This is a genomic window from Polaribacter glomeratus (assembly GCF_002954665.1).
Classification (GTDB): Bacteria; Bacteroidota; Bacteroidia; order Flavobacteriales; family Flavobacteriaceae; genus Polaribacter; species Polaribacter glomeratus.
In genome coordinates, this window is the sequence record NZ_MSCM01000001.1 from 331534 (window position 1) to 345342 (window position 13809).

The 13809-nt window shown below is 30.4% G+C and carries 13 protein-coding genes; 5 read left to right on the plus strand and 8 right to left on the minus strand.

Annotated features, from left to right (window positions below; all coding sequences use genetic code 11):
- Positions 1–6: 6 nt before the first annotated feature.
- The 7 genes from BTO16_RS01395 to BTO16_RS01425 all read right to left on the minus strand — a co-directional run bounded on the left by BTO16_RS01395 (position 7) and on the right by BTO16_RS01425 (position 7825).
- Positions 7–2298, minus strand: a complete 2292-nt coding sequence (locus BTO16_RS01395; RefSeq protein WP_105019890.1) for an FdhF/YdeP family oxidoreductase — start codon at positions 2296–2298, stop codon at positions 7–9.
- Entirely contained in the window at positions 2291–3094 is an 804-nt protein-coding gene (gene fdhD, locus BTO16_RS01400) for a formate dehydrogenase accessory sulfurtransferase FdhD (RefSeq protein WP_105019891.1), read from the minus strand. The genes BTO16_RS01395 and fdhD overlap by 8 nt, the downstream gene beginning before the upstream one ends.
- A 178-nt stretch (positions 3095–3272) precedes the next feature.
- Positions 3273–4454 (minus strand): THUMP-like domain-containing protein, encoded by a 1182-nt coding sequence (locus BTO16_RS01405; protein ID WP_105019892.1) that lies wholly within the window; start codon positions 4452–4454, stop codon positions 3273–3275.
- A 6-nt stretch (positions 4455–4460) separates the two neighbouring features.
- Positions 4461–5543, minus strand: coding sequence for an AI-2E family transporter (locus tag BTO16_RS01410; protein WP_105019893.1), 1083 nt, complete (start codon positions 5541–5543; stop codon positions 4461–4463).
- Complete coding sequence (locus BTO16_RS01415) at positions 5543–6820, minus strand: hypothetical protein (RefSeq protein ID WP_105019894.1); 1278 nt, start codon at positions 6818–6820, stop codon at positions 5543–5545. Before BTO16_RS01415 ends, BTO16_RS01410 begins: the two co-directional genes overlap by 1 nt.
- A 51-nt stretch (positions 6821–6871) precedes the next feature.
- Positions 6872–7531 (minus strand): pyridoxamine 5'-phosphate oxidase family protein, encoded by a 660-nt coding sequence (locus tag BTO16_RS01420; protein WP_105019895.1) that lies wholly within the window; start codon positions 7529–7531, stop codon positions 6872–6874.
- A 3-nt stretch (positions 7532–7534) separates the two neighbouring features.
- Positions 7535–7825 carry a DUF1272 domain-containing protein gene (locus BTO16_RS01425; RefSeq protein ID WP_105019896.1) on the minus strand — a complete coding sequence of 97 codons (291 nt, stop codon included), beginning with the start codon at positions 7823–7825 and terminating at the stop codon, positions 7535–7537.
- 101 nt (positions 7826–7926) lie between these two features.
- Here BTO16_RS01425 and pdxR point away from each other — a divergent pair, with 101 nt between their 5' ends.
- The 5 genes from pdxR (at position 7927) to mgtE (ending at position 13099) form a co-directional block, all read left to right on the plus strand.
- Positions 7927–9417, plus strand: coding sequence for a MocR-like pyridoxine biosynthesis transcription factor PdxR (gene pdxR, locus BTO16_RS01430; protein ID WP_105019897.1), 1491 nt, complete (start codon positions 7927–7929; stop codon positions 9415–9417).
- Between the two features lie 149 nt (positions 9418–9566).
- Positions 9567–10070, plus strand: a complete 504-nt coding sequence (locus BTO16_RS01435; RefSeq protein ID WP_105019898.1) for a mechanosensitive ion channel domain-containing protein — start codon at positions 9567–9569, stop codon at positions 10068–10070.
- Between the two features lie 108 nt (positions 10071–10178).
- Positions 10179–10961, plus strand: coding sequence for a mechanosensitive ion channel family protein (locus tag BTO16_RS01440; protein ID WP_105019899.1), 783 nt, complete (start codon positions 10179–10181; stop codon positions 10959–10961).
- 13 nt (positions 10962–10974) lie between these two features.
- Positions 10975–11778, plus strand: a complete 804-nt coding sequence (locus tag BTO16_RS01445; RefSeq protein WP_105019900.1) for a CBS domain-containing protein — start codon at positions 10975–10977, stop codon at positions 11776–11778.
- A gap of 7 nt (positions 11779–11785) precedes the next feature.
- The gene (gene mgtE, locus BTO16_RS01450) at positions 11786–13099 is read left to right on the plus strand and encodes a magnesium transporter (RefSeq protein WP_105019901.1); all 1314 of its coding nucleotides are present in this window, start codon (positions 11786–11788) and stop codon (positions 13097–13099) included.
- Between the two features lie 290 nt (positions 13100–13389).
- Here the strand turns inward: mgtE and BTO16_RS01455 are convergent, their stop codons facing one another.
- Complete coding sequence (locus BTO16_RS01455) at positions 13390–13806, minus strand: VOC family protein (protein WP_105019902.1); 417 nt, start codon at positions 13804–13806, stop codon at positions 13390–13392.
- Positions 13807–13809 lie beyond the last annotated feature (3 nt).

Sequence of the window (13809 nt, forward strand, 5' to 3'; positions counted from 1 at the left end):
ATGTATTTATCTTTTTTTGATGGTAATAATAACTGTTTTAGAAGTAGGCGTATTGCTAGTGTCTGCGGTGCTTTTTAAAGGAACTAACACATTAGCTTCAGGAAAATAAGTTGCGGTACATTGTTTTGGAATGCTATATGGTATCGCTAAAAACCCTTTAGCTTCTCTTTTTTCATCTTTAAAATGACTCGTTAAATCTACCAAATCTAATTTTTGTAAACCAAGTTTTTTCATGTCATCCGCATTCATAAAAATAACTCTTCGTTCGTTTAAAACGCCTCTATATCTGTCATTTAAGCCATAAATAGTAGTGTTAAACTGATCATGTGTTCGTATCGTCATCATTATATATTGGTCTTTTTCTAAAGCAATTGCAGATGGTTTGTTAATGCTAAAATTTGCTTTTCCAGTTGCTGTAGGTTCAAAATTATTTTCTCTTGCGTTGTTGGGTAGATAAAATCCGCCTTTTATTCGTACTCGTTTATTGTAGTTTTCAAAACCAGGAATAGTAGCTTCAATTTTAGCTCTAATTAAATCGTAGTTAGAAGTTAAATTGATCCAATTTGTAGTTGAATTTTTTAAAGTGAAGTTCGCTAAATTGGCAACAATGGCAGTTTCGCTTAATAACTTTTCAAAGCAAGGTTCTAAATGTCCTCTAGATTGATGTACGATTCCCATAGAATTTTCTACAGAAACAAACTGTTGCCCAGAAGTTTGATAATCTCTTTCCGAACGACCTAAACAAGGTAAAATCAATGCTTTTTTACCTGTAATTAGATGACTCCTATTTAGTTTTGTAGAAACTTGCACGGTTAAATTACAGTTTCGCAGGGCATCCGCAGTAAATTCTGTATCGGGCGTTGCAGAAATAAAATTACCACCCATTCCAAAAAATATGGTTGCTTTTTTCTGATGCATGGCTTCAATGGCATCTACCACATCTAAACCATTTTTTCTAGGTGCTTTAAAATTAAATTCTTTTTCTAAACTGTCAAGAAAAGTTGCGGGTGGTTTTTCCCAAATACCCATGGTTCTGTCTCCTTGCACATTAGAATGCCCACGAACCGGGCAAGTTCCAGCTCCTTTTTTGCCAATACTTCCTTTTAAAAGCAGGATATTTACAATTTCACGAATATTATCTACAGCATTTTTATGTTGTGTTAAACCCATTGCCCAACAAATAATAATATTTTCATTATTGATAATGAGTTCTGTAGCTTTTTCTATCTCTGCCAAACTGATGCCAGTTTGTGGCACTAATTCGGCTATAGAATAGCTGTCTAAATCTTTTAATAAATTGTCAATTCCGGCTGTTTTCTCTTTTATAAATTGATGATTAAAAACCGAATTTGGTTTGATATCCTCTTGTTTTTTCATCAATTTTAAGATGATTTTTAACAACGCAACATCTCCATTTATTTTTACTTGCAGAAATAAATCTGTTAAATCTTGACCGTCACCAAACCATTTTAAAGGGTTTTGAGGATCTATATAGTTCATCAATCCTACTTCTGGAAGTGGGTTAATAGTTATAATTTTTCCGCCTTTCTTTTTTGTTTCACTTAAAGCGGTTAACATTCTTGGATGATTTGTACCTGGATTTTGCCCAATTACAATTACTAAATCGGCATGGTTAAAATCGTCTAAAGTAACAGAACCTTTGCCAATTCCTACAGTTTCAGAAAGTGCAGCACCGCTAGATTCGTGGCACATATTAGAGCAATCTGGTAAATTATTTGTTCCGAATTCACGCACAAATAATTGATACAAAAAAGCAGCTTCATTACTGGTTCTGCCAGAGGTATAAAAAATAGCTTCGTCAGGAGAATTTAATGCATTTAACTCATCAGCAATTAATTTAAAAGCTTTACCCCATGAAATTTCTTCGTAATGTGTTTTGCCTTCAGCTAAATACATTGGATGGGTAATTCTACCACTTTTACCAATTTCATAATCAGATAATTTTGCCAATTTGGCAACGGCATGAGTTGCGAAAAACATAGGCGAAACCATGTTTTTAGTAGCTTCTTCTGCTACCGCTTTTGCACCATTTTCACAATACTCAGCTAAAAAAGCACGTTTTTCGTCAGGATCTGGCCATGCACAACCTGGGCAGTCAAAACCATCTTTCTGGTTTAAGTTTTTTAACAAACCAATCCCTTTTAAAATACCAACTTCATCTTTAATATGACGCAGCGAAGAGGCAATTGCCTTTAAACCTACAGCAGATTTTGGAATCGCTGTGAACTGAATTCCTGTTAATTTTTCTGGCGGTTGTGCAGTTGTTTTTTTAGACATTTTCTAAATTATTTAGATAATTAGGGTTCGAATAAATGGTCATTTTTTGTTCTCGTGAAAAACCGATTAAACAAATTCCGAATTCTTTTGCAAAATCGACCGCTAAAGAAGAACATGCCGAAACCGCAACAATGATAGGTATTTTAGCAATAAATGCTTTGCTTACAATTTCATAAGAAACACGACCACTTACCAATAAATAGTTGGCTTCTTTTAGACTTCCTTTTTCTAGCAAATCACCAACCGTTTTATCAACGGCATTGTGTCTGCCAATATCTTCTTTAATGCTTCGTAAATTCTGATTTTTATCAAAAATTGCTGCTGCATGACAGCCTCCAGTTTTTTTAAAAGTTTCTTGAAAGTCGCCCATTTTAGCAAACATTTTATGCAAGTTTTCTGATGAAAAAACTATTTGATCCAACTTATTTCCAGTTACTTTAATATCTTTTAACTCCTGTTTTCCGCAGATACCGCAAGACGAAACAGATAATAAAGTTCTTTTGTTTAAATAGCCTTTTCCTAAATCCTCTTTAGAGATATTAACATTAATAATAGAAATAATAGCTGCCTCTTTTTTTATTATTTTAAATGATAAAGGAGCTGCTTTTTTATAAATATCTTCGGCAAAAAGTAACCCTCTAACCAACTCAACATCATCATTTGGCGTCCTCATTACCACTGTATAGGGCTCATTATTGATATTTATTTGAAGTGCGGCTTCTATCACTAAAAAGTCATCAACCTTTTGATGATTATTGGATGCTATTTTTAAACCTTGATACTGTAAACTTTGCATAAAAATAAAAATACTACTTTCTACACAAACTTACTTAAAAATGATAGTTAAAAAAAGTCTCGAATTTAAATTCGAGACTTAATGTTAAGTGTTTTAAATCCCTACAACTAAAACACATCAATTTTATAAAGGTACAAAAAGAGTATGTTAAAAAACTGATAATTAAGTACAATGTAGATTAGTTATTGGTTTTTTTGCAAATAATTACCTGTAAATCATTTTTATTATCCGTTGTAAAAAAGAGGTAGTTTGTTCCGCCATCTTTTAGATTGGTTTCTTTTCTAATTTGTGCAACTGTTTTAGGAAAGTTTCTAGTTGTAATATTTGCTTTATTATTGGGTAAAAGACTTTTTATTTTTTTCTTATCATACTTTAAAACAGTACTAACTTTAAAACTTCTACCGGGAAAATCAATTAATTTTTCTGAAGTATAAAGATGCGAGTGTTGATGAATTTTAAATAGGTTTAATTGTGTTGATATTTGATGAAAACCGCCAGATTTTAAAATGGCAGCATTTGGTTCATACAAATAGGTAAGTGGTTGAGAGTAATTTGATTTTACTTCTTCATTAAAATTAAATTCGAATTTTTGTGAATCGTCATTTATAAGGTTGATGGTTTTTATTCGGATGTCTTTTTCGTAGTTTTTTTCAAGTAAAAACAGCAATTCTTTTACCTCGTTTTTAATGGCAATAATATGAATTTCTTTTACAAATTTTAATTCTGATATAGCACTAGAAATATCTAAAATAGGTGAGTTTTTTAATAAAATTTGATTGGTTTTTGTAAATAGAAAATCAATATTCTCTGGCACATTTGGTAAGCAATCTTTTAATAAAAATACTTTTCCCTTGGTGTCACTTCTTCTGGATGGATCTATATAAATACAATCAAAAAGTTGCGTGGTTTCTTTTAAAAAATCAATACCGTCCCCCGTAAAAGTATCAATATTTTTAAGATTTAATTGTTGATAATTATGATGTACAATAGTTGATAGCTCAGTATTAATTTCGCAGTGCGTTACGTTCTTAAATTGCATTGCAAAATAGAAGCAATCAATGCCAAAACCACCAGTAATATCAACTAAACAATTACCAGAAACTAATTTTGCTTTGTAAGCAGCAGTACTTTCTGAGGAAGTTTGCTCAATACTAATTTTTGGCGGATAATAAATATTTTTAGCAGTAAACCAGGTAGGTAATTTGTGTTCCGCTTTTTGTTTGGCAAGAATTTGATTTGCCAATTCTTGTACAGAAACTTCAACAAAAAGGCTTCCTTTTAAAATCAGTTTTGTTATGTTGGATTTTAAATTATCAACAATAAACTGCTGAACTTTGGGATGTAAAATTGCAAGATTCAAAATTGATTAAATGTCTTTTGTTAACGATTTTACAATTTTATTTTCTGATAAAAATTCTTTTAAAATCACTTTTAATGCTGTATAACAAGGTATTGCTGTAACCATACCAATAACACCAAATAGTAAACCACCAATAACAATCACTAAGAAAATTTCTAAAGGATGTGATTTAGTAGTTTTTGAAAATATTAATGGCTGGCTCACAAAATTATCAATCAATTGCGCCAATCCGTAGCAAAATAAAATCCATAAAGAGGTTGGTAAAATAACAGCCTGAAAATCTTGACCAATATTACTTATCATCGATAAGACAAACATAATTAAGGCACCAATTAAAGGACCAACATAAGGAATTAGGTTTAAAAGCGCACATAAAAATGCGATAACAATTGGGTTTGAAATACCAAAGCTTAGTAAAATAATACTGTAAATAATAAATAGCGTTGTTATTTGAATAATTAAACCAATAAAATAACTAGATAATAAGTTGTTGATGGTTTCTAGCGATTTAGAAAGTCTGCCTTCAGTATCGCTGGGAATTAATGTTAATAAACTGGTTTCTAATATTCTACTATCTTTCATTAAAAAGAAAGAAATAAATAAAACCGATAATAAACCAACACTTAACGAACCTAAAGCACCTAAAACTGCGTTTAACAAATCTGGTATTGCTTTAAATTGCGATACAAAATTGATGTCTTTTAGTTTGCTTAAAATATCAACCCCTTTAGACGAAAAGTAGGCGGTAACTTCATTAAAAATATCTTGTACACTTGCTTGTAAATCTTCTACATGTAAAAGCGATAAATTTGTGCCTTGTTCTAGAATTAAAGGGATAAATAAAACCACTAAACCTGTTAAAAGGCTAAGCATTAAAAGCATTGTAGCAATTACGGCAATTGTATTTGGGAATTTTAAGCGATCTCTTAAAAATCGAATTAAAGGACGCCCAATTAAAGATAAAACTGCTGCAATAACGATGTAAACAATTACAGATTGAATTTCGAATAAAAAATAGAGTAAAAATAAAATACCAGATACAATTGCTAAGGCTCTTAAAATTCCGTTTGAAATGCTTTTTGAAGTCATTAGTTATATCCTTTTACGTCTCCCATACTTAATTTATTTCCACTTTCAAAAGTATGATTAGTTGGCAATAAAGTGCCACTTTCTGTGGTTATCCAATCTTCCCAAGTAGCATCTACGCCGTTCATTTGCATACTGGGAACAAACATTTTATAATTTTTTGGGATATAATTTTCGTCTAAAATCCAAATATAAGAATCACCAGGAGTAGAGCCGCCAGTGGTATATTTTATTAGAAGCGCATCTTTTTTGTCAATTTTTTTAATGCTTCTAATTGTGCCATCGTCAAATAATTTATGAGGTGCAACTAGCCAAAAGCTATCGTTGTTAAAAATATCTAAAGCTCTTTTTATAATTTTTTCATTGGCAGTTATTTGAGCTATCTCATTATAGAAAACAGTGCTTTTTTGCAAATTATTAGGTTGTAAATTTACCCGAATCGTATCCCAAGAAACGTCTACTATATGGTTATCTTTATCCCATTTAAAACTTCTTTTTCCGCCAAAACTCCATTCTAAATAACGAGTTTTTTTGTATGCTTCATGGTTTATTGCTTTTAAAACTTTAGTAGCTAGGGCATCTGCGTTGGGGTTATAGCCTTTTCCAGAACGCATATCTAATTGCATATCGAATAGAGAAAGTGTATGTTTTGTGGGTAATTTTATGCCAGATGCAGTAGTATTCCAATCAGACCAAGTTGCAGAAACACCACCAATAGGAATTATTTTAGTCCACATTTTAAAAGAAGTAGGAACGTAGTTTTCATCTAAAATCCACAAATAGGAATCCCCAGGAGTTGAACCACCCGATGTGTAGGTAATTAACAAAGCATCTTTACCTTTATAATTTACAATGCTTCTTTCTGTGCCTGCATCAAATATTTTATAAGGAGCAATTAACCAAAAAGAATCGTTGTTAAAAAAGTCTTCTGCTTGTTTTAAAATTACTTGGTTTTGTACCTTTTCATCATTTATAAAAACTTCAGATTTTTCTGGTTGCGCTGTATTTAAAAAAACTTTGTTATTTTTCCAGGAAACGATTACAAAACCGTCTTTTTTGCGCCATTTGTAAAAGTGTTCGCCTCTAAAGTTCCATTCTAAAATTTCTGTATTTTCGTACGCTTCATGGTTTATGGCGTTAAACATTTTAATTGCAAGAGCGTCTGCCTCTATGCCTTTTTTACCTTTTGGCAATGGCTCATTATTTACAAAATAATAAACGCCAACAGCAACAAACAGCACCAATAAAAGGATACCAATAAATTTAAAAACCTTTTTCATTTTTATACATTAAAATTTAAAAAAGCTAATTTAATTCTTTTTTAGTCGGCCTTATTTGTTTTCTTCATAATAATCTAAAACATGTTTCGGAATTTTAATGTTTTCTGGTTTGCCTTTGTCCGAAATAGGATAGCCTGCAACTTGTTTAATTGGCATTATTCCGGCCCAAACATCTAAGTTATAATCTTCTGGTTCATCTAAAACTCCTGCATCTCTTACTTTTGCAGAAGCAGTTTCTATGGTCATTTCTACAACCAAAGTTCTATCAAATTCCTCTTGATTCATTTCTCTAATTCCGTTCCATCTGCCTTTCATCATATGTTCCATAAAAGATAAAAGTGCTTCATTTTTTTCATTTTTGCTTTCAATTTTTTTAACAGCACCAAATAAGGTTGCAGATCTATAATTTACGGAATGATGAAATCCAGAGCGTGCCAAAACCAACGCGTCTAAATGCATTACCGTCATGCTCATTTCTTTTGCAGTTAATAAAGAGGTTAGCATTCTGTTTGCATTTGAGCCATGTAAAATTATTATATTGCCTTTTCTGCCATAAGCCATTGGTATTGTAATTGCTTTTCCTTCAAAAATATAACCAACATAACCAATAAAACCAGCATCTAAAATGCTGTTTATTTTTTCTACATCATAGGTTGCTCTTATTGCGCCTCTTTTAACTCTGTTTAATTTTGATTGTTGGTATTCTTTCATTTCTTAACTTTTTTCTGATGAGCTATTCTTTGTTTTTTCTGATGTAATTTTTGCGCTTTCTAAGTCTTTTGGTTTAAATATTCTTTTTTCTGATGCTAGATATATTTCAATCATTTTTGATGAACGAATTGGGCGTTTCTCAAAATTACCAGCACAACTTGGGCACACATTTTTAAAAATATCTAAGGCACACGTTTTACAATAAGTACATTCAAAAGAACAAATCATTGCACCTTTAGAGGTGTTTGGTAAATCTTTATTACAATGCTCGCAATTGGGTCTAATTTCTAGCATTCTTAGATTTTTGTTTAGGTATCGCAAATTAATACTTCAAAACTACTATATTTATGGACTGTTATAATCATCCAGATTGTAAATAAATAATAGTCCAGTTTATGTTTCCTTATAAAACTAGTTTTATTTTAAAAAGAAAAATTAAGAGCCCATTGTATTTGCAATTGGCAAATCAATTTATTGCGTTGATAAAAGATAGAAAGTTAGTGCCAGAAACAAAATTACCAGGAAGTAGAGTTTTATCAGAATTATTGCAAGTTCATAGAAAAACAATTGTAGCCTGTTATGAAGAATTGCATTTACAAGGTTGGGTAGAAAGTGTTGCCAAAAAAGGGACTTTTGTAAATGCTAATTTACCAGAATTGCAGCAACAAGAATTTTTAGAAAAAGAAAGTAAAAATGAGCAAAATTTAATAGGATTTAGTTTTTATAAAGATTCGTTTTTAGAAAGAAAATCATTTGATACCAAAGACGATTTTATGAGTTTAAATGATGGTGTTTGTGATGTAAGACTGACTCCTATAAATGATATTGCAAGAATTTACAGAAGAATTAGTAGTAGAAAAACGATTTTTAAAGAAATGTCTTACGGAGCTACTTATGGAAACGAAAAGTTACGAAAAACGCTTTCTAGTTATTTGAATAAAACACGAGGCTTAAACACATCCAAAGAAAATATTTTAATTACAAGAGGTAGTCAAATGGGTATTCATTTATCTGCTAAATTGTTGTTGCAAAAAAAGGATTTAATCGTGGTTGGAGAAACGAATTACACATCTGCAGATAGTTGTTTTATGCAACAAAAAGCAACACTTTTAAGAGTAAAAGTAGATGAAAATGGGTTGGTCACAAAAGACATAGAAGAGCTTTGTAAGCTTCAAAAAATAAAAGCAGTGTATGTAACTTCTCATCATCACCATCCAACAACAGTAACTTTATCCGCAGAAAGAAGAATTCATTTATTAAATTTATCTAAAAAATACAATTTTGCAATTATAGAAGACGATTATGATTACGATTTTAATTATCAACATTCGCCAATTTTGCCTCTTGCGAGTCATGACACAAACGGAAATGTTATTTATATTGGTTCTGTTTGTAAAACGGTAGCACCTGTTTTTAGAATAGGGTACTTAATTGCTCCACAACAATTTGTAAATGAGGCGGCAAATCAGCGAAGATTTATTGACAGACAAGGAGATGCTTTATTAGAATTAACTTTTGAAGAATTTATTAAAAATGGTGATTTAGATAGGCATATTAAAAAGGTGATGAAAGTATATAAAGTAAGAAAAGAATTATTTTGTACTCTTTTAAAACAACATTTTTCTGATGTTTTTACTTTTGAAATCCCTAAAGGAGGAATGGCTGTTTGGATTAAATTGAATAAAAATTATTCTTGGAAAACAGTTACTAAAATTGCGAAAAAATACAAATTAGAAATAGGAGATTGGCAACGTTATGATCAATATAAACTAAATCATAATTGTATTCGAATTGGTTTTGCTTCGTATAATGAGGAAGAAATTTATGAGTTGATTAATAGACTTTCTAAAACAATGAATACAGTTCTAAATTTAGAAAAACTGTAAACGATTAAAGCTTAAATAAATTATGTTTTTTTAAACTTTGGCATTTATTGTCAAGTTTAAAACCATTTAACAAAAGCGTCTTTTGTTAATAAAATAGCCATAAATTTTGCATAATAAATTATTGTAGTTTATTTTTGGACATAAATAGCATGGAAAATTATTATAGTAAAATAATAGAATCGTTAATTGTTCTTGTCGTATTTGTGATTGCACGTATTGTAGCCTACAAACTTATAAATAGAACTGTTAAAAAGCGATTAGTACAAAAATCAAGAAGTCAAATTATTAGAAAAACCATTCGTTTTATAATCTTATTAATTTGTCTTACTATTCTACTTATAATCTGGGGAGTTAAGCAGTCTGAACTAGCAGTTTTCATAGGTTCTGTTCTAACTGTTATTGGCGTTGCTATGTTTGCTCAATGGTCTATTTTATCTAATATAACGGCAAGTATTGTGTTGTTTTTTAATCATTCTGTAAAAATGGACGATACCATATCAATTATGGAATCTAAAGATTATGAGATTCAAGGCAAGGTTACAGATATTGGTTTATTCTTTGTTACTTTAGTTACAACAGAAACACAAGAAGAAATAACTTTGCCAAATAATGTTTTTTTACAAAAAACAATTAGAAAAATAATAACGAATTAAAACTTTATAGATTAAGCTTTTAAATTCTTCAAAACTATTTATTGAAGTAATTCGTGTTATTTTTAAAAACGATAACATTATTCAATTATTAAAATTAAACTAAATTATATGGAGGAAATTAATAGTATGTTTCAACGCTTAAAAAGTGAATTATTAGAACTGATTCCTAATATGCTTGTATCATTAATAGTGTTGGCTATAGGCTACATAATTGCTCGTTTGGTTAAATCTTTAGTGGCTTATTTTTTTAGGTATTTAGGGAAACTAGTAAGTAGAAAGTTTAGCAACCAAAACTTTACACAAGCTGGTTCTTTTCTGGGTACGGCTTTTTTCTGGTTAATTATATTTTCAAGTATTCTGTTAATTACAGATATACTTGGGTTAACTATTTTAACAAATTGGTTTCAAAGTATAATTCAGTACATACCAAACATACTTGCAGCCATTTTAATTGTCTTTGTTTCAATAATGCTAGGCAATCTAGTTTCTGATTTGATAGCGTCTTTTAGTAAACGTAAAGGGTTTCAATACAGTATAACGTTAGTAAGATTTATAAGGTTTTTACTGCTTTCTGTAGCTATAATAATAGCTTTAGATCAAATAGGTATAGAAATTTCTTTACTTATAGATATTATTGATATCGCTTTTGCGGCCTTATTATTTGGAGCTGCTTTAGCTTTTGGCTTAGGAGCAAGAACTTCTATAAGTAATATTTTGGCTTGTTATTATGTGCGTAAAAGATATAAAGAAGGGGATGAAGTACAAATAGGAAAGACAAGAGGTAAGATTATAAAAATAGATACCACAACTGTAATTTTAGAAAATGAGATAGGAGAACTTACTATTCCTGCAAAAGAGTTTAATGAAACAAAGTCTTATCTAATAAAATAATAAAGCACTAAACATGAATGTAAATCAAACAATTTTAAATGATTTTATAGATAAGCAACCGTTTGCAGCAGCGCACACACTAGATAGAATGAATAGCGAAGAAGTAGCGCTATTTATGCAATCATTGCCAATAGAAAAGAGCTTAAAGCTAATAAGCATTATGAATATTAAAAAAGCATCTGAATGTTTTTTGTTCTTGCCAACTAGTAAAACTAAAGATTTAATAGAAAAAGGGGAACCTAATTTTATTGCTTCTTTATTAAAGTTAATAGAAGCACCAAGGCGTGATGTTTTTTTAGAAAAAATAACATCTGATAAAAAAGATATTATTATGCGTAAAATGGAACATTTACCAAACACTGTTGGCGCATTAATGGAAACTGCACTATGTGTAAATAAAGAAATGACTGTTAAAGAGGCAATTAATATAATAAAAAATAATAAAGACAAAGAAGAGTTTTATTTATATGTTATAGATTTAGATCGCACCTTAAAAGGTGTTGTAATAGTAAAAGACCTTTTACTTGCTGATAAAAAAGCGACACTAGAAGATTTGATTATTACCTCCATTCCAAAAATATTTCCAGAAACTCAGATTAAAAGTGTTCAAAACTATGCCGTTTGGTTTGATTATCGTCATATAGCTGTAATCGATAAATCAGAAAAAATCTTAGGCACTTTATCCTACAAAAAAGCGATGGAACTTACGGACGAAAATATTGATACTTCTAAAAATGAAGTTTTAGAAACGGCAGGTGCTCTAGGCGAATTATATCGTATTGGTTTAACCGGGTTATTAAAAAGTGTAGGTAAATAAAAGCGATATGAAATTAAAAACTGAAATTATAGAAAGCGAATTACGAAACGAATATTTTTCGAAATTTCCAAAAGACGCTGCACATACATTAGATTTATTTTCTGCTGAAATAGTTTTAAAATATCTAGCAGAACTTAAAGTTGATAATGCTAGAGATATTTTCTTTCAATTAACTCCAGAATTGATAACCGAGCTAATTCTAAATATGGATGATGCACTTTTTAGAGAGTTATTTTTTAAAGTAAACACACATTTAGCAGCACGATTACTTTCTCGTTTAGATAAAAATAAAGTTACTGATAAACTTTCGTTACTTCCTGATTTAATTTCTAGAGAAATTCTAGATTTTTTAAATTATAAAGAAGATACTGCTGGTTATCTTATGGAAACAAATGTAATAACTTTTCATTCAGACAATTTAGTAAATGACGTTCTTACTAGAATTAGAAAAATTGGTAAACGCAACATAATGGTTATTTACGTTACAGATGAAGAAGGTAAATTATTAGGGAAAGTTCCAATACAACTCATTGCAATTTCTAATCCAACAGAAAAACTAGCAAAATTAATGGGTGCTGCTCCATTTATAAATGCAATGGGCACTAGAGAAGAGATTTTAGAAGCTATTGAAAAGGAAGATCTTTTGCAAATACCTGTTACAGATATAAATAATATACTTCTTGGTATTATTAGAAATGATGCTTTAATGTCTGCTTCTAAACAAGAAATTACCGAAAACTTACAATCTATGTTTGGAGCAGGTAAAGAAGAGCAAGCTTTGTCTAAATGGACGTTTGCAGTTCGTAAAAGGCTACCTTGGTTACAAGTTAATCTTGCCACAGCATTTTTGGCTTCTATGGTAGTTGGTTTGTTTGAAGAAACTATAGCAAAAATTACAATTCTTGCTATTTTTTTACCTGTAGTTGCAGGTCAATCAGGAAATACGGGCTCACAAGCTTTAGCAGTAACAATTAGAGGTTTAGCTTTAAAAGAAATTAGAATTTCGCAATGGTTTAGAGTAGCCAAAAAAGAAATTATGGTTGGTTTTGTAAACGGTGTAGCAGTGGCTTTAACAACAGGAACCATCGTTTATTTCTGGACATCTTCATTAGGAATTGCAATAGTTATAGCAATCTCTATGGTAATCTCTATGTTGATTGCTGGTTTTGCAGGTGCTATAATTCCAATAGGTTTAAAGGCAATTGGGCAAGATCCTGCCACGTCATCTTCTATTATATTAACAACCGTTACAGATATTTGTGGGTTTCTTAGTTTCTTAGGTTTGGCATCTTTGCTTTCTTCGGCTTTAGGAATTGTATAAAATACGTGTAAATATTTAATGGATTAGAATCGTATAAAAAAAGTAGAATAGTAAGAATTAACAAGGTTATTTCTTACTATTTTTTTTTGATAAAAGATAAACTTCATCAAGTGTAAAATGAGTCAATTTTTTTTTAAGTTTTGATTGATAATCGATTTTGTTTAAATTAATACATCTCACCGGTTTCTTAAAATCGATGAGATGTAATTAAATTTTTTACTTAAAATTTTATTCAAAAATATATTTGGTAGCACTTTTTGTTAATATTTTTCTACCTTTAGAGCTGTAGTTTACTTAGCAAATAATTGACTCATATCTTTAAAAGCTTTAAACTCAAGTGCATTATTTTCTGGATCATTAAAAAACATTGTTGCCTGTTCGCCTACTTTTCCTTGAAAACGGATACAAGGCGCAATCACAAATTTTGTATTTGAAGCTTTTAGTTTATCAGCTAAAATATGCCAATCTTCCCAAGTTAAAACGACTCCAAAATGCGGAACAGGAACATCATGACCATCCACAGGATTCGAAATTCTTTCGGGTTTAAAGTCCTCTTTTTGATGAATTACTAATTGATGTCCGAAGAAATTAAAATCTACCCAATTCCCAGAACTACGTCCTTCTTCACAGCTTAAAATATCTCTGTAAAAAGTTCTACATTTTTCTAAATTTTGCACCGGAATTGCTAAGTGGAATGGTTGTATCATTAT